The organism is Microbacterium sp. NPDC012755 (assembly GCF_042901325.1).
Taxonomy (GTDB): domain Bacteria; phylum Actinomycetota; class Actinomycetes; order Actinomycetales; family Microbacteriaceae; genus Microbacterium; species Microbacterium natoriense.
In genome coordinates, this window is the sequence record NZ_JBIBCT010000001.1 from 2,333,899 (window position 1) to 2,349,429 (window position 15,531).

Below are 15,531 nucleotides of genomic sequence, written 5' to 3' on the forward strand. Positions count from 1 at the left end.
TGTCGGCGGCGCGTACCCTGGTATCACCCCCGAAGCTCACCCGGCAATTCCGCGCGCCGGCGACCCCTCGGCGCGCCCACACAGATGCAAGGATGCAGATGACCGACGCACAGCGCGACGACTGGACCGCCCGAGAAGAACTCGCCGAGCGGATGATCCCCCTCATCGGCGCGCTCAAGCGCGAGCACGACGTGATCACGTCTCTGCACGGGCACCGCCTGCTCGGGCTCTCGGCCACGGGCATCGTCGAGGTGCACGACCGCGTCGAGCGGCTCGGCCACGCCCCGCTCGCCCTCGACGACACGCTCGCCGTGCTGGAGGCCGTGCACGCGCTGACCCCCGGCGCCTCCTCCCTCGACCTCGCCCGTCTCGCCGAAGGGCACGCGGACAGCGGCCAGGAGCTCAGCGCCTACCTCGAAGAGGTGCTCGCCCCCGCGGTCGGCGCCGTCGCCGCAGAGCCCACCGATGTCGTGCTGTACGGCTTCGGCCGCATCGGGCGCCTGCTCGCCCGCATCCTCATCGCCCACACCGGCGGCGGCAGCGGGCTCCGCCTGCGCGCCATCGTCGTGCGCCGCGGTTCGGAGAACGACCTCGTCAAGCGCGCCTCGCTGCTCCTGCACGACTCGGTGCACGGACGGTTCGCCGGCTCCGTCACCGTGGATGAGGAGGCCGAGCAGATCATCGCCAACGGCACCCGCATCCAGGTGATCTACTCCGACGACCCCGGCGCCATCGACTACACGGCGTACGGCATCCACGACGCGATCGTCGTCGACAACACCGGACGCTGGCGCGACGAGGCCGGTCTCTCGCAGCACCTGAACTCCACGGGCGTCGCACGCGTGCTGCTCACCGCACCGGGGAAGAGCCCGCTCAAGAACATCGTGCACGGCATCAACGACGGCGTCATCGACGATGCGGACCGCATCCTGTCCGCCGCATCCTGCACCACCAACGCGATCACGCCGGTGCTCGCCGCGATCGACGAGGCCTACGGCGTGGTCAAGGGGCACGTCGAGACGGTCCACTCGTTCACGAACGATCAGAACCTCATCGACAACTTCCACAAGGGCGACCGTCGAGGCCGCTCCGCGGTGCTCAACATGGTCATCACGGAGACCGGGGCCGCGAAGGCCGTCGCCAAGGCGCTGCCGCAGCTGGAGGGCAAGCTCACGGGCAGCTCCATCCGCGTTCCCACCCCCGACGTGTCGCTCGCGGTGCTCCACCTCACGATCGCGCGCCCCGCCACGAAGGACCAGGTCAACGACTACCTCCGACGCGTCTCCCTGCACTCGCGCCTGCGTCAGCAGATCGACTACGTGGAGTCGCCAGAGGTGGTCTCGACCGACTTCGTGGGCTCGCACCGCGCCGGGATCGTCGACGGCCTCGCCACGATCGCCGACGAGGACACGCTGATCCTCTACGTCTGGTACGACAACGAGTTCGGATACTCCTGCCAGGTGATCCGCGTGCTGGAGACGATGGCGGGGTCGCACCCCGTCGTGCTGCCGGCGCGCCGCACGGTGACGCTCGAGGGCTGAGCGGGCGGATGTCGGCGCCGCACGGCAGTATGGGGGCATGACGCCCAGCGCCCTGCTGTCCGAACGGCTCCGCTCCCACAGGCTCACCGCGCCCGCGCGCACCGTGACGGATGCCGCCTCGCACATGCTCGCGGTGCAGGGTCAGGAGTTCCTCGCCGGTCGGTGGGCTCTCGGCATCCGGACGAGCGGGGCGCCAGCGCTCTCCGCGGTCGACAGGGCCTTCGCGCGCGGCGAGCTCGTGCGGTCGTGGACGATGCGGGGAACGCTGCACATCATCCCCGCCGCCGACCTGCGCTGGGTGCTCTCGATCACCGGCGAGCGGCAGCGCAAGCAGGTCGCGGGCAGGCACCGGGAGCTCGGCATCGACGGGGAGATGCTCGCCCGTGTCGGAGGGGCGCTTCGAGAGCGCCTCGCCGACGGCGGCAGAACGCGGGCGCAGCTGCTCGACGACATCGCGGCGCTGGGCATCGACCCGTCGGCGCAGCGCGGGGTGCACCTCATCGGCGCGCTGTGCGTCGACGGCGTCCTCGTGCAGGGGCCGGTGGTTGCGCGCGACGGAGCGGTCGGACGTGAGCAGCTGTTCGTGCTGGCCGATGAGCACCTGCCCGATGCCGTCGCGCCGGACGACCCGCTGGCGGAGTTCTTCGTGCGCTACATCGACGGCCACGGCCCCGCGGGCGCCGCGGACTTCGCGTGGTGGTCGGGGCTGACCCTCGGCGCGGCTCGCGAGGCGGTCGAGCGTGCCCGGCATCGCGTCACCGAGGTCGAGGAGGGGCTCTTCGTGTCCGCCGTGCGGCCGCGTCGTGGTCGTGGGGTCGATGACGCCGAGCTGCGCGCACTGCCGATGTTCGACGAGTACTACATCTCCTACGCCGACCGCACCCCTGTCGCCGATGCCGACGCCATGGCGCGCATCGGCCCAGGCAAGAACGGGATGGTGAGGGCGAGCCTGCTCGCGGGCGGGCGCATCGCCGGAGCATGGACCCACTCCGCCGCCGTGGGGCGGCACCGCGATGCGCCGATCGCCGAGCCCTTCGACGCGGCGCTGGATCCGGATGCCGTCCACGCGGCGCTCAGCCGGTACGGCGACTTCGTCGCCCGCTGATCCCTCTTCGCGTCGACGCGTCGTCAGGGCTCACTCGTCGGCGTGCCGCCCGAGGAAGTTGTAGACCTCGTTGTCGTCGACACCGGGGAAGGCGCCGCGGGGGAGCGGCGAGAACATGTGCGTGTGCACGCGGGCGCTCGGCCACGCCTTCCCGCTCCAGCGCTCAGCGAGGTCGGACGGAGGCCGGCGGCAGCACGCCTCGTCGGGGCAGGTCGAGACGGCGCGGTCTGCGGTCTCCCGCCCGCGCCACCAGCGCGCGTCGTCGAACGGCACGCCGACCGTCACCGAGAACTCGCCGTCGGTCGCCGAGCCGGTCTGCGTGGAGCACCAGAACGTCCCGGAGGGGGTGTCGGTGTACTGGTGGTGCTCCGTGGTGCGGTTCTGCTGCGTGAACGCACCGCGCGCCTGGAACTTGCGGCACACGCGCTGCCCCTCGACGGCGCCCGTGACGTCCATGGGCAGCGGCAGGTCGTCGTTCTCGTAGACGCGGGTGATCGCGCCGTTCGCCGCGACGCGCAGGAAGTGCAGCGGCATCCCCAGGTGCTGCGTGAGCAGGTTCGTCATCCGCATGCCCGCCGCCTCGTGCGTGACGCCGAACGCGTCGCGGAAGTCCTCGACCGCGAGGTTGCGGTCCTTCTTCGCCTGCTGCAGGAAGGCGACGGATGCCGTCTCCGGCATGAGGCAGCATGCCGCGAAGTAGTTGATCTCCAGGCGCTGCTGCAGGAAGTCCGCGTAGTCGGTGGGGGGCGTGTGGCCGAGCAGTCGGTGGGCCATCGCCTGCAGGGCCATCGACCGCAGGCCGTGACCGCCGGGGATGGACGCAGGGGGCAGGTAGATCCGTCCGTTCTCGAGGTCGGTGACCGACCTCGTCGAGTGGGGAAGATCGGTCACGTAGATGAGCTCGAACCCGAGCTTCTCGGCCATGATGCTCACCGTGCGGTGGGTGAGCGCGCCCTGCACGTGCCCTGCGGCCCGCAGATGCTTCTCGGCGAGCTTCTCGATGTCGGCGAGGTAGTTGTGCTGGGCGCGCATGCGCAGGCGGAGCTCGGTGTTCGCCCTGCGCGCCTCCTCTGGAGTCGCGATGGCCTCGCGCTCGCGGCGCTGCAGCTCGCGGTGCAGCCCCAGCAGCGACTCGATCGTCTCGTCGCTCATGCCCTTCGTGACGCGGACGGGTGCGATGCCCAGCTGGCGGAACACCGGGCTCTCCTGCGCGCGCTCGAGCTCGATCTCCAGGGCGGCGCGGCGGTTCGGCGGCTCTCCCGAGATGAGGTCAGTGACCTCGGTGCGGGTGGCCTGCGCGATCGCCTGCAGCAGGGAGAGCTTCGGCTCGCGCTTGCCGTTCTCGATGAGGCTCAGCTGGGAGCCGGCGACGCCGACCAGGGCGCCGAGCTCATCGAGGGTGTAGCCGTTCTCCAGCCGGTGGTGACGGATGCGGTGGCCGAGGGTCGTGAGGTGGATGCCGGAGGTCGCCATTCCTTGATCCTATCGAAAGAATTGAGATTCTTATCGCCCGATTCGTCAGAAAATCGCCCTCAACCCAGAAGAAGATGGATGCAACGCCCCCCACTCAAAGGAGCAGCAGTCATGGCCATCGCCGAGATCTTCACCCCTCGAGCAGCATCCGTCGCCCCCGCGCGCACGTTCGGGACGGCGCCGACCTACGACACCCCCGCGATGGCGGAGCTGACCGCCTGGGTCGACGAGATCGCCGCTCTCACGCAGCCCGACAGCATCCACTGGGTCGACGGCTCTCGCGCCGAGAACGACCGGCTGCTGCGCGGACTGGTCGACGAGGGCAAGATCATCAAGCTCAACCCCGAGTGGCGCCCCGGCTCCTACCTCGCCCGCTCGCACCCCAGCGACGTCGCCCGCACCGAGGGCCGCACGTTCATCTCCTCCGAGCGCGAAGAGGATGCCGGCCCCACGAACAACTGGGCCGCCCCCGCCGAGATGCGCGAGAAGATGACCGAGATCTTCGAGGGATCGATGCGCGGTCGCACCATGTACGTCGTGCCGTTCTCGATGGGCCCGGTCGGCGGCCCGCTGTCGCACATCGGCGTCCAGGTCACCGACAGCGCCTACGCCGTCGCCTCGATCGGCATCATGACGCGCGTCGGCGACGCCGTCACCCGCCAGATCGCCGAGGGCGCGCCGTGGGTCAAGACGGTCCACTCCGTCGGAGCCCCGCTCGAGCCTGGACAGACCGACGTCGAGTGGCCGTGCAACGAGGAGAAGTACATCGTGCACTTCCCCGACACGCTCGAGGTCTACTCGTTCGGCTCGGGCTACGGCGGCAACGCGATCCTCGCGAAGAAGTGCTTCGCCCTGCGCATCGCCTCGGTGATCGCCCGCGACGAGGGCTGGCTCGCCGAGCACATGCTGCTCATCCGCGTGATCGACCCCGCGGGCACCGCGTACCACGTGGCCGCGGCGTTCCCCTCCGCCTGCGGCAAGACGAACCTCGCCATGCTCCGCCCGACGATCCCCGGCTGGAAGGTGGAGACCCTCGGCGATGACATCGCGTGGATCCGCCCGGGTGAGGACGGCCGCATGTGGGCCATCAACCCCGAGGCCGGCTTCTTCGGCGTCGCACCCGGAACCGGCGAGTCGACCAACGTCACCGCGGTCGAGACCCTTTGGGGCAACACGATCTTCACGAACGTGGCGCTCCGCCCCGACGGCGACGTCTGGTGGGAGGGTCTGACCGACGAGGCGCCGGCGAACCTCATCGACTGGGAGGGCAACGAGTGGACGCCCGACTCGGGACGCCCCGCCGCGCACCCGAACTCGCGCTTCACGGTGTCGGCCGCGCAGTGCCCGCAGATCTCGGAGGACTGGGAGGCGGCGGTGCCGCTCGACGTCATCCTCTTCGGCGGACGCCGCGCGAGCAACGTCCCGCTCGTCGTCGAGGCGACCGACTGGACGCACGGTGTGTTCCTCGGATCGAACATCTCGTCCGAGCGCACGGCCGCCGCCGAGGGCACGGTGGGCGAGCTGCGCCGCGACCCCTTCGCGATGCTCCCGTTCTGCGGATACAACATGGCCGACTACTTCGGGCACTGGCTGAAGGTCGGACGCACGCTCCGCTTCGACCGCGCGCCGCGGATCTTCCAGGTCAACTGGTTCCGCCGCGGCTCCGACGGCCGGTTCCTGTGGCCCGGATTCGGCGACAACTCGCGCGTCATCGACTGGATCATCCGCCGCATCTCCGGTGAGGTCACCGCGGTCGACAGCCCCATCGGTCGCCTGCCCCGCACGGAGGACCTCAACCTCGACGGACTCGACGTCCCCGAGGCGGACCTCGAGGAGCTGTTCTCGGTCGACGCCGAGGCGTGGAAGACCGAGGCCGACCTCACGGAGGCGTTCTACGACACCTTCGGCGACAAGCTGCCCGCTGCGCTGCGCGCCGAGCTGGCATCGCTGCGCTACAGGCTGTCGAACGCCTGACACGGACGGGGCGCCGCCATCGGGGGATACGGCGCCCTCCTTTCTGCCAAGGCGGGATGCTCGAGACGAACCCATGGCTGAGTGGTCTCCGGCATCCCGCCTTCGCGCATGCGGAATCCCCGGACCGGGGAGTTCACGGCGATAGGGTCGTGATATCCGCGGTCCGCGCGGTGCTGCCGGGGGGAAGTGCGATGCGTCGAGGTCTGATCGGGGGCGGCGTGCTCGCCGTCCTGTGGTTCTTCTGCGGCTGGCTGCCGTACGTCCTGTCCGGGGCGGGCGGGAGCCTGGCGACGCTCGGGCAGCTGCTCCCGTCGCCGATGCGATGGGGCATGTTCGGGAGCCCCGTGGGCTGGGCGATCGTCGAGCACGTGCTGACGCTCGTCGTGCTCGTCGGCGGGTTCGCGCTGCTCGCCTCCTGGTTCTCGACGAGCAGGGAGTCGACGGCGACGGGACGCACCGCTTTCGCGGCCGCCTGGCTCGCCGCGGTGCTGACGGCCTTCGCGATCGGCGCCGCCCTGGATCTGGGCAGCGTCGCGTCGGCGATCAGCTGGTCGGGCATCAGGGGCGCCGCGGGGAGCACGGGGTTCACGATGTCGACGACCTGGTGGGCGGCGCTGGTCGGCTGGCTCCCCGCTCTGGTCTTCCTCAAGGCAGGGCGGGGGCGGGAGGCGGATGCCACCCCTGCCGAGCGTCTCCGGTCGCGGAGCGTGGTGCTGGCGGCCGTCGTCGCGGTCGCGCTGGTCGCGCTGCCCGTCGCGGCCGAGGCCGGGAACAACGCGGCGCAGGAGCAGCTGAGACAGGACCAGGCCGCGGCCGAGGTCGAGGCTCAGGAACTGGCCGATCCCGACGGCGCCGCTCCGCGAGACCCCGATGCGCCGGGCGAGCCGGTGCCGGCAGCAGCCCCGGCCGAGGGGGCGGCCCCCGACGGCGCGTGCACCGCGGAGGACACGTTCTTGACCGCCCCGGGGACCGACGCCGCGACCGGGCATCGCGGTCAGTGGATCCAGCTCGTGAACGTCTCCGAGGAGCCGTGCGTCGTCGAGGGGTATCCCGATGTCGCGTACGGCGACCAGAACGGGCATCTGCTCGACGTGATCGTCGAGCACGGGGGCGCGTTCATGGCGCAGGACCCTGGACCCGCACCCGTCACCCTCCAGCCCGGCGAGACGGCCTCCGCCGTCATCGGCTGGGACGCGAACTCGGTGAACGGTCAGCTCGCCGCCCGCAGCGTGTGGATCGCCGTGCGTCCGGGGGAGCTGCGGTCCGCCACGGACATCTCACTCGACATCATCCCCGGTGCGACCGTGCACGTGACGGCCTGGCAGATCGCCGCTCCTTCCGGGAGCTGAGCCGACCGGCCGAGCTCTCGCGCTGGGCACCGACCGACGCGGCAGTCCGCGTTCGGCGGCGTGCGCCGGCCGGACTCAGGCCAGCAGCTGGTGACGGGCGAGGTCGCGGTACAGGGGAGTCGACTCGACCAGCTCGGCGTGCGTGCCGGTGCCGGCGACCACGCCGTCCTGCAGCACGATGATCTGATCGCTGTCGACGACGGTCGACAGTCGGTGCGCGATCACGACCAGGGTGCGGTCCGTCGAGACCGCGTCGATGGCCTCGCGCATGCGCTGCTCGTTCACGCCGTCGAGCGACGAGGTCGACTCGTCGAGGAGCAGGATCGGCGCGTCGGTGAGCAGTGCCCGCGCGATGGCGAGACGCTGGCGCTCGCCGCCGGAGAGCATCACGCCGTCCTCGCCGACGGGGGCGTCGAGACCGAGGGGATCGCGCTCCAGCACTTCGCCGAGGTTGACCGCGCGCAGCACACGCTCGCAGTCGGCGTCGGATGCCGTCGGGGCCGCGAGGCGCAGGTTGTCCGCCAGCGTTCCGGCGAGGGTCGGGGCGTCCTGCTCGACGTAGCCGAACTGCGCGCGCAGCTCGTCGCGCGGATAGGTGCGGGCGTCGTGTCCGTGGAGTCGGATCGACCCTCCGGTGGGGTCGTAGAAGCGCTCCAGCAGCGAGAGGATTGTGCTCTTGCCGGCGCCGCTCGGGCCCACGAGAGCCACGCGGGCGCCGCGGGGCACCGTGAAGGACACGCCGCGGAGGACCTCGCGGGAAGGTGAGGGCGCCGGGTCGTCCGCCGACTCCAGGTGCGCGTCGGCGAGCAGGGTCCGCGCCTCGCGCGCGGCCTTCTCCCGAGCGGCGACGACGTTCTCCGGGTAGCGGAAGCGCACGTCGCGGAACTCGACGGCGGGCGCGGCGGCATCCGTCTCATCGCGGGGGACGGATGCCGCGATGGCCTCGTCGTCCTGCGTCTCGGTCGGCAGGTCGAGGACCTCCTGGATGCGTCCGAGCGCGCCCAGCGCCTGGTTCACCGACGTGATCGCGCCGAACGTGGTGGCGAGCGGCATGACCAGCATGAAGAGGAACATGATGAAGGTGATCAGGGAGGCGATCGTGATCGTGCCCGCGGCGACACGGAAGCCGCCGACTCCCAGGACCACGAGCAGCGACAGCTGCAGGGCGATGCCGGCGATCGGCACGACGAGCGAGGAGATCTTCGCGATCCGCACGCCGATGCCGTACGCGTCGGCGGCGAGTGCGGACACGTTCTCGGTCTCGCGCTCGGTGGCGCCGGAGGCGCGCACGGTGCGGATCGAGCCCACCGCACGCTCGACGCCGGAGGCGAGCTCGCCCACCTTGACCTGCTGCGCGGTGGACGCGGTGCGGATCCGTCCGCTCAGGGCCACGACGACGATGACGGACACGCCGATCACGATCACGATGAGCAGCAGGAGCAGGGGGTCGATCAGCAGCATCGCGATCAGGGCGCCGACGAACAGGATCGCGCTCCCGACGGCATCCGCGAGGCCCTGCGTCAGCACGGCGTAGAGGAGCGTGGTGTCGGTGCCGACGCGCGAGACGAGATCCCCGGTGCGGCGGGCGTCGAACTCGCTGATCGGCAGGTGCAGGATGCGGGCGATGAGCTTGCGGCGGCTCGAGTGGACGACCGCGGTGCCCGTGCGCTGGAGGAGGTAGTGCTGGTAACCCGAGATGATCGAGGAGACGACGACGAACCCGATGAGCAGCCAGATCAGGATGCCGAGGCCGCTGTTCGACTGCACGGCCTCGATGACCTGGCCGACGAGGAGGGGCTGGACGAGCGAGGTCGCGGCGCCGAACACGCTGAGCACGGCGACGACGATCAGCGTGCGCTTGTGCTCGAAGAGGAAGGGGAGGAGCTGGCGGAACGTGGCGCGGGGACCGTCTTGCGGCGCGCCGCGTCCGCGTCGGCGTGTCGTCGCCGTGCTGGACATGCGGAACCTCGATCTGAGAGGGGTGGGTACTTCGACCGTACTTCGTGTCGATGCGGTTTCTGTGGATGGGCTGTGTGGCCGGTTCAGCTGCGGCCGAAGCGGCGGTGCGCGGCCTGCTTCGTGACGCCGAGTGCGCTCGCGATCGCCTGCCAGGAGTAGCCGAGATTGCGGGCCTTGCGCACCTGCGCCTCCTCGGCGCGCGCGATGTCGAGGCGGAGCCCCGCCAGGCGGTGCAGCTCGGCCAGGGGTTCTGCCCCGTCTTCGGAGACGGCGGATGCCTTCACCATGATCCACGACCTTTCCGTCAACGATCATTGACGTCCATCCTGATCGAAGAGTCGGCGAATGTCAACATGAATTGACGACAGGTCCGTCCCCTCCGACAGGGCGGCCGGGCACCGGGCGCCGGCCCTTCGCCTCGATAGGATGAGGCATCCGGAAGCCGCGTGAACCCGCACGGAACGGCGACCGGCCACCACCCGCCGATGGAGTCCCCGTGGCCACGATCGACCCCCGACGTCTGCTCGTCCTGCGCGCCTTCGTGCTCTCCGACTCCGTCACCGCCACGGCGGCCGCACTGCACCTCACGGCATCCGCCGTCTCCCAGCAGCTCGCCGCGCTCGAACGGGAGGTCGGTCAGCAGCTCATGGTGCGCACGGGGCGCAAGCTCGCGCTGACGCCCGCCGGACGCATCCTCGCCGAGCACGCGGAGGAGATCAACTCCCGCCTCAAGATCGCCGAGGCGGAGCTCGCCGCGCACTCCGGCGGCCTCCTCGGGCAGCTGCGCATCGGCGCGTTCCCGACCGCGATCAGCTGGGTCGTCGCCCCCGCGATCGTGGAGCTGCGCCGCAACGCCCCTGGTATCGACGTCAAGGTCGTCGACGCCGAGGCGCACATGAGCCACCGCATGCTCATGCGCGGAGACATCGACGCCACCGTCAGCCTGGAGTACGAGTCCGACCCCGAGCGCGATTCCCCCGACATCGTGAAGTTCCCGCTCTACATCGAGCGGTTCAAGGCGGCGGTCCCGCACAGCCACCCGCTCGCCTCATCCGACGGTGTGGAGCTGACGCAGCTCATCGAGGACGGCTGGATCATGCCCTCTCCCGGAAACCCCTCGCGCACCATGGTGCTGCAGGCGTGCGCGGAGCTGGGGTTCCACCCGACGATCACGCACGTGTCTGACGACTACCGCGCCGCGGTCTCGCTCGTCGCCGCCGAGGCCGGGGTGTGCCTGGTGCCGGAGTCCGCACTGTCCGCGCGGGATGCCGAGTGGGTGACGATCCTTCCCACGCAGGGGATCGCCCCGCTGCGCAAGGTCATCATGACCACACGTCGCGACAACCAGGGGCATCCGGTGGTGCGCGCGGGCCTCGACGCGATGCGGACCGTGCTCGCCGAGCCCGACTCGGAGATCCACGGTCCGCTCGCGCGTTCCGACACGTTCAGCGTGGAGTGACCGACCCCGTCGACGGAGCGTTCTCGCGGAGGAAGGCGTCGACGTGCCGGTGGTACTCGACCGGCTTGTCGCGGCGCACGCAGTGGTGCGCCCCGTCGATCACGACGATGTCGAATCCGGGAGCGACCGCGGTCAGGCGCTCACGGGAGTGCTTGTCGACGATGACGTCGCCGGTCCCGGTGACCAGCAGCGCGGGCACCCCGGTCGGTCCGACGGTGATCTGGCGGGCCGTGGGGGTCCAGATGCGGCGCTTCTCGTGCACGCGCTGCTCCATGTAGGCGATGTCGACCGCCTTCATGGCCTCGGCGAGGGGCCGCAGCTCCTCCTCGGGCCAGTGCGGCTTCTGGGCGCGCTGCATCTCGACGAGCTCGTCGACGGTCGCGGTGTCGGCGAAGTCGAACGGGTCCTTCTCGGTCTGCTCCACGCTGAGCCACGGGTTGGGGCCGGCCTCCGGCACCCACCACGGCGGATCCTCCAGCACCACCCCGGCCACCAGATGAGGCGCGTCGGCCGCGACGAAGGCGGCGATGCGCGCGCCCATCGAGTGCCCGACGATCAGCGTCCGCCGTCCGGTCTCCTCGAGGATGTCCTCCAGGATGTCGATCGCGTCCTGCACCATCACGTCGGTCGACGGCACGCCCTCGTGCTCGGGGAGGCGTCCGGGCGAGCGGCCGTGACCCCGCGCATCGGGGGCGACGATGTGGAAGTCGTCCCCCCAGCGGTGCACCGCATCCCCGTAGCAGGCGCCGGACTCGACGGCGCCGTGCAGGATCAGGATGACGGGAGCCTCTTCGGCATCCCGTCCGAACTCTCGGACGAACAGGTCAGTACCCACGTGTCCTCTTTCTGTCTCGTGCCGGGCCGGCTTCTGGCCGAACCACGGCGTCGTGGTCATTCGGTGAGTCATGGTCACGATCGTCGCACGTGCGCCCGATCGTGCGCACGGGGGCGTCGTCATGAGTCGGGAGCTCCGCCTCGGGCGTCGCGTCGACGAGGGACTGCGTGTACGGATGCTGCGGCGAGCGGAAGATCTCGTCCGACGGCCCCGTCTCGACGATCCGCCCGCGGTTCATGACCGCGACGCGATCGCTGTAGAGGCGGATCACGGCGAGGTCGTGGCTGACGTGCAGGAACGAGATCCCCTGATCGCGCTGCAGGTCGGCGAGCAGGTTGAGGATCTGCGCGCGCACCGAGACGTCGAGCGCCGAGGTCGGCTCGTCCGCGATGATCAGGGCGGGCTTGAGCGCGAGCGCCCTGGCGACCGCGACGCGCTGCAGCTGTCCGCCTGAGGCCTCGTGCGGGTAGCGCTCGAGGTAGTCGGAGCCCAGCCCCACCGAGGCGAGCAGGTCGATCAGCTCCGCCGTCGAGGTCGTCTCGCCGTGCGCGCGGAACACGTTCTCGAGCGTCTGCCGCACCGTCTGCCGCGGATTCAACGAGGCCAGCGGATCCTGGAACACCATCGCGACGTTGCGCCGCAGGCCGCGGAGGCCCTTCGCGCTGAGCTGCGCGATGTCCTGCCCGTCGGTGACGACGGAGCCGGAGCTCGGAGCGATCAGCCCGTTCGCCATCCGCGCCAGGGTCGACTTGCCCGACCCCGACTCGCCCACCAGCCCCAGCGCCTCGCCGCGGCCGACGTGCAGGGTGACGCCGTCGACCGCGAGCGCGGTCTTGCGGTTCCGGCCGAACACGCCTCCCGTGCGGTAGCGCTTGGTGACGTCCGTCATCACGAGGATCGGTTTGCTCATCGGGCGGCCTCCTGCAGGTCGGGGAGACGATCGAGGTGGCACGCGGCCCGGTGCAGGCCGTCGGTGCGCGCGCCCCGCACGGTCGGCGCCGGCAGCTCGGTCTCGCACCGTCCGTCGAGCTGCGCGGCGAAGGCGCAACGGGGAGCGAACGCGCACCCGGCTCCTGCGTCCCGCAGCGACGTGGGGACCCCGGGGATCGCTCGGAGCCGCGCCCGCTCGCCCTCGGCGTCGAGACGCGGGGTCGCGGCCCTGAGCCCCGCGGTGTACGGATGGGCCGGCCGTTCGAAGATGTCGCGCAGGGTCCCGTACTCGGCCTCGCGCCCTGCGTAGAGCACGAGCACATCGTCGGCGGCGCTCGCGACGACCCCGAAGTCGTGGCTGATCAGCAGCATCGCCATGCCGTACTCGTCCTGCAGGCCGCGCAGCAGCGCGAGGATCTGCGCCTGCACGGTGACGTCGAGGGCCGTGGTCGGCTCGTCGGCGATCAGCAGGGCGGGGCGGTTCACCAGCGCCATCGCGATCACCGCGCGCTGGCGCATGCCGCCGGAGAACTCGTGCGGATAGCGTCGGGCGCTCTCGGCGGGGTTCGGGATGCCGACGCGGTCCAGCATCTCCACGGCGCGAGCGAGCGCGGCGCGGCGGGAGACGGAGGAGTCGTGGAGCCGCACCGCCTGCACGATCTGCGCCCCGATGCTGAGGTAGGGGCTCAGCGCGGAGAGCGAGTCCTGGAAGACCATCGCGACGTCGGCTCCGCGGATCCGGCGCAGCGCCCTCTCATCGGCGGTGAGCATCTCGCGACCGGCGACGCGGATGCTGCCGCGCGCGCTCGCCGCCGGAGGCAGGAGCCGCATGATCGAGCGGCCCGTGATGGTCTTGCCCGAGCCGGACTCGCCCACCACGGCGAGCGTGCGGCCCTTCTCGACCGAGACCGAGAGGCCGCGGACGACGTCGACGTCGGCGCCGCCCAGGGCGAAGGAGATGGAGAGGTCGTCGATCTGGAGCACGGGTTCAGGCACGGCGGATCCTCGGGTCGAGAAGCGGCATGAGCATGTCGGCGAGGAGGTTGCCGATGATGATGAGGAAGGCGGAGAACAGGGTGACCCCGACCACCAGGCTGAGATCGGACTCGTTCACCCCCGCGAGCAGGAGGTCGCCGAGGCCGTGGAGGCTGAACACCTTCTCGGCGATCACCGAGCCGCCCAGCAGCGCGGCGACGTCGAGGGCGAACATCGCCACGATCGGGATCATCACGCCGCGGACGGCGTGCGCGTTCACACGGCGGGGGGATGCACCACGCGCGGTCATCGCGACCAGGTGGTCGGAGGACAGCTCGCCGAGGAGCTGGGTGCGCGTCACCCTGATGTAGCCGGCCGCCAGGATGATCGACAGCACCATCCACGGGCCGATCAGATGCCAGGCCCACTCCCACGGCGACTCCGAGATCGGGACGAACCCCGAGTAGGGGAGCGCGTTCAGCATGAACCCGAACACCTGCACCACGAGCAGGCCCACGAGGAACGTCGGCACGGCGAGGCCGAACATCGCGAAGCCGGCGGAGAACCTGTCGATGAGGCCGCCCTTGCGGATGGCGGATGCCGCGCCGAGGCCGACGCCGACGAGGAGGCAGAGCACCGCGGCGCCGAACGTCAGCGACAGCGTCACGGGAAGGCGCTCCACGATGAGCGTCGTCACGTCGCTCTGGTTGGGGAACGAGTACCCGAAGCAGGGGGCGGCGCAGTGCACCTGCTGCGAACCGGAGCCGTAGGTGCGGCCGACGAACAGCCCCTTCACGAACTCGACGTACTGCCAGAGCACGCCCTTGTCGGTCTGCATGTAGGCGCTGACCTTGGCGAGGGTGTCGGCGGGGCAGGGCTTGCCGCACATGGCGCGAGCGGGGTCGCGCGATGCGCCGAAGAAGAGGGCGATCGTCACGAAGGCGATCGCGAGGAGCATGAACACCGCGGTGAACAGGCGGCGGGAGATGTAGCCGATCATGATGCGTCCTCCGTGCGCACATCGAGGACGTCGCGGAGCGCGTCTCCGGCGAGAGTGGCCCCGAACACGATGCAGAACACCACAGCGCCGGGGAAGACCATGTACCAGACGTCGGCGCCGCTGTAGATCCAGGGGAGGGAGTCGGACAGCAGCTTGCCGAGGTCGGGGACGTCGCCGCGCAGGCCGACGCCGAGGAAGGAGAGACCGGCGACCATGCTGACGTTCGCCGGGAGGGACATCGCGAACAGCACGACGACGAGTCCGAGGAGGTGGGGGAGCATCTCCCGGCGGATGATCTGCCAGGGCGGCGCACCGGTGGAGCGTGCGGCCTCGACGAACGCGCGGGCGTTCACGGCTCCGGCCTGGGCCCCGATGATCCGGGCCGGCACCGTCCAGCCGAAGAACGCGAGCACGAACACGAGCACCAGCTCCCGGGGGAACTCCGGGGGGACGATCACCATCACGGCGATCACGAACATCAGCCCGGGGAAGCCGAACATGAAGTCGATCACCCGTCCGGCGACCGCGTTGAGCCAGCCGCCGAAGTAGCCCATCGCGGTGCCGAGTGCGGCCGCGAAGACGATCGAGATGATGCTGGCCGCGAAGGCGATGAACAGCGAGGAGCGGATGCCGTAGACGATCTGCGCGAACAGGTCGATGCCGGTCACCGGGGCGACGCCGAGCCAGTGCTCGGCGCTCACGCCGCCGAGGGGGCCGAGCGGCCGACCGCCGTTCGGGTCGAGGAGATCCGTGTGGAACGAGTACGGGTCCTGCCCCTCGAGCGCGACGAGAACCGGCGCGAGCACCCCGGCGAGGAGCGGGATCGCGAGCATCACGAGTCCGATCACCGCCGAGCGCTTCCGGGTGAAGCGGCGGAGGACCGACGGGCGTCGGCCCTCCGCGCGCTTCGTGTCGACCAGGGTCATGGTGC

At 70.7% G+C, this 15,531-nt stretch carries 13 protein-coding genes; 5 read left to right on the forward strand and 8 right to left on the reverse strand.

Annotated features, from left to right (window positions below; translation table 11 throughout):
- Positions 1-92 precede the first annotated feature (92 nt).
- Together ACFY5A_RS10795 and ACFY5A_RS10800 are read left to right on the forward strand one after the other, a co-directional pair.
- On the forward strand, positions 93-1,541 hold the full coding sequence (locus tag ACFY5A_RS10795; protein WP_387233883.1) for a glyceraldehyde-3-phosphate dehydrogenase: 1,449 nt from the start codon (positions 93-95) through the stop codon (positions 1,539-1,541).
- A gap of 37 nt (positions 1,542-1,578) precedes the next feature.
- On the forward strand, positions 1,579-2,646 hold the full coding sequence (locus ACFY5A_RS10800) for a winged helix DNA-binding domain-containing protein (RefSeq protein ID WP_387233886.1): 1,068 nt from the start codon (positions 1,579-1,581) through the stop codon (positions 2,644-2,646).
- Between the two features lie 30 nt (positions 2,647-2,676).
- On the opposite strand, the gene ACFY5A_RS10805 is transcribed toward ACFY5A_RS10800, so the two are convergent.
- Positions 2,677-4,119, reverse strand: coding sequence for an XRE family transcriptional regulator (locus ACFY5A_RS10805; protein ID WP_105676123.1), 1,443 nt, complete (start codon positions 4,117-4,119; stop codon positions 2,677-2,679).
- Positions 4,120-4,230: 111 nt separating this feature from the next.
- Between ACFY5A_RS10805 and ACFY5A_RS10810 the strand changes: the two genes are divergently transcribed.
- Positions 4,231-6,093: a phosphoenolpyruvate carboxykinase (GTP) gene (locus tag ACFY5A_RS10810; protein ID WP_387233889.1), complete on the forward strand. Its 1,863-nt coding sequence runs from the start codon at positions 4,231-4,233 to the stop codon at positions 6,091-6,093.
- 191 nt (positions 6,094-6,284) lie between these two features.
- Positions 6,285-7,442: a DUF4232 domain-containing protein gene (locus ACFY5A_RS10815; RefSeq protein WP_341939854.1), complete on the forward strand. Its 1,158-nt coding sequence runs from the start codon at positions 6,285-6,287 to the stop codon at positions 7,440-7,442.
- A gap of 75 nt (positions 7,443-7,517) precedes the next feature.
- Here the strand turns inward: ACFY5A_RS10815 and ACFY5A_RS10820 are convergent, their stop codons facing one another.
- Together ACFY5A_RS10820 and ACFY5A_RS10825 are read right to left on the reverse strand one after the other, a co-directional pair.
- Positions 7,518-9,401 (reverse strand): ABC transporter ATP-binding protein, encoded by a 1,884-nt coding sequence (locus ACFY5A_RS10820; protein WP_387233892.1) that lies wholly within the window; start codon positions 9,399-9,401, stop codon positions 7,518-7,520.
- Positions 9,402-9,484: 83 nt separating this feature from the next.
- Positions 9,485-9,688: an AsnC family protein gene (locus tag ACFY5A_RS10825; RefSeq protein ID WP_223586807.1), complete on the reverse strand. Its 204-nt coding sequence runs from the start codon at positions 9,686-9,688 to the stop codon at positions 9,485-9,487.
- A gap of 209 nt (positions 9,689-9,897) precedes the next feature.
- Here ACFY5A_RS10825 and ACFY5A_RS10830 point away from each other — a divergent pair, with 209 nt between their 5' ends.
- Entirely contained in the window at positions 9,898-10,860 is a 963-nt protein-coding gene (locus ACFY5A_RS10830) for a LysR family transcriptional regulator (protein WP_105676131.1), read from the forward strand.
- On the opposite strand, the gene ACFY5A_RS10835 is transcribed toward ACFY5A_RS10830, so the two are convergent.
- Genes ACFY5A_RS10835 through ACFY5A_RS10855 form a run of 5 tightly spaced genes read right to left on the reverse strand, consistent with a single transcriptional unit; the run spans position 10,847 to position 15,526 of the window.
- Positions 10,847-11,695: an alpha/beta fold hydrolase gene (locus tag ACFY5A_RS10835; protein ID WP_181155940.1), complete on the reverse strand. Its 849-nt coding sequence runs from the start codon at positions 11,693-11,695 to the stop codon at positions 10,847-10,849. The two genes, ACFY5A_RS10830 and ACFY5A_RS10835, sit on opposite strands and share 14 nt — an antisense overlap.
- Complete coding sequence (locus tag ACFY5A_RS10840) at positions 11,685-12,605, reverse strand: ATP-binding cassette domain-containing protein (RefSeq protein ID WP_387233896.1); 921 nt, start codon at positions 12,603-12,605, stop codon at positions 11,685-11,687. The genes ACFY5A_RS10835 and ACFY5A_RS10840 overlap by 11 nt, the downstream gene beginning before the upstream one ends.
- A complete protein-coding gene (locus ACFY5A_RS10845; RefSeq protein WP_341939850.1) occupies positions 12,602-13,621 on the reverse strand; it encodes an ABC transporter ATP-binding protein in 1,020 nt (339 codons plus the stop codon). Before ACFY5A_RS10845 ends, ACFY5A_RS10840 begins: the two co-directional genes overlap by 4 nt.
- On the reverse strand, positions 13,614-14,600 hold the full coding sequence (locus ACFY5A_RS10850; protein WP_105676139.1) for an ABC transporter permease: 987 nt from the start codon (positions 14,598-14,600) through the stop codon (positions 13,614-13,616). Before ACFY5A_RS10850 ends, ACFY5A_RS10845 begins: the two co-directional genes overlap by 8 nt.
- Positions 14,597-15,526 (reverse strand): ABC transporter permease, encoded by a 930-nt coding sequence (locus ACFY5A_RS10855; RefSeq protein ID WP_341942590.1) that lies wholly within the window; start codon positions 15,524-15,526, stop codon positions 14,597-14,599. The genes ACFY5A_RS10850 and ACFY5A_RS10855 overlap by 4 nt, the downstream gene beginning before the upstream one ends.
- Positions 15,527-15,531: the final 5 nt, after the last annotated feature.

Bases quoted from the DNA above. Each gene is read 5' to 3' on its own strand.
- ACFY5A_RS10825 (WP_223586807.1), bottom strand. From the start codon at position 9,688: ATGGTGAAGGCATCCGCCGTCTCCGAAGACGGGGCAGAACCCCTGGCC.
- ACFY5A_RS10815 (WP_341939854.1), top strand. From the start codon at position 6,285: ATGCGTCGAGGTCTGATCGGGGGCGGCGTGCTCGCCGTCCTGTGGTTC.
- ACFY5A_RS10800 (WP_387233886.1), top strand. From the start codon at position 1,579: ATGACGCCCAGCGCCCTGCTGTCCGAACGGCTCCGCTCCCACAGGCTC.
- ACFY5A_RS10810 (WP_387233889.1), top strand. From the start codon at position 4,231: ATGGCCATCGCCGAGATCTTCACCCCTCGAGCAGCATCCGTCGCCCCC.
- ACFY5A_RS10840 (WP_387233896.1), bottom strand. From the start codon at position 12,605: ATGAGCAAACCGATCCTCGTGATGACGGACGTCACCAAGCGCTACCGC.
- ACFY5A_RS10820 (WP_387233892.1), bottom strand. From the start codon at position 9,401: ATGTCCAGCACGGCGACGACACGCCGACGCGGACGCGGCGCGCCGCAA.
- ACFY5A_RS10795 (WP_387233883.1), top strand. From the start codon at position 93: ATGCAGATGACCGACGCACAGCGCGACGACTGGACCGCCCGAGAAGAA.
- ACFY5A_RS10855 (WP_341942590.1), bottom strand. From the start codon at position 15,526: ATGACCCTGGTCGACACGAAGCGCGCGGAGGGCCGACGCCCGTCGGTC.
- ACFY5A_RS10805 (WP_105676123.1), bottom strand. From the start codon at position 4,119: ATGGCGACCTCCGGCATCCACCTCACGACCCTCGGCCACCGCATCCGT.
- ACFY5A_RS10850 (WP_105676139.1), bottom strand. From the start codon at position 14,600: ATGATCGGCTACATCTCCCGCCGCCTGTTCACCGCGGTGTTCATGCTC.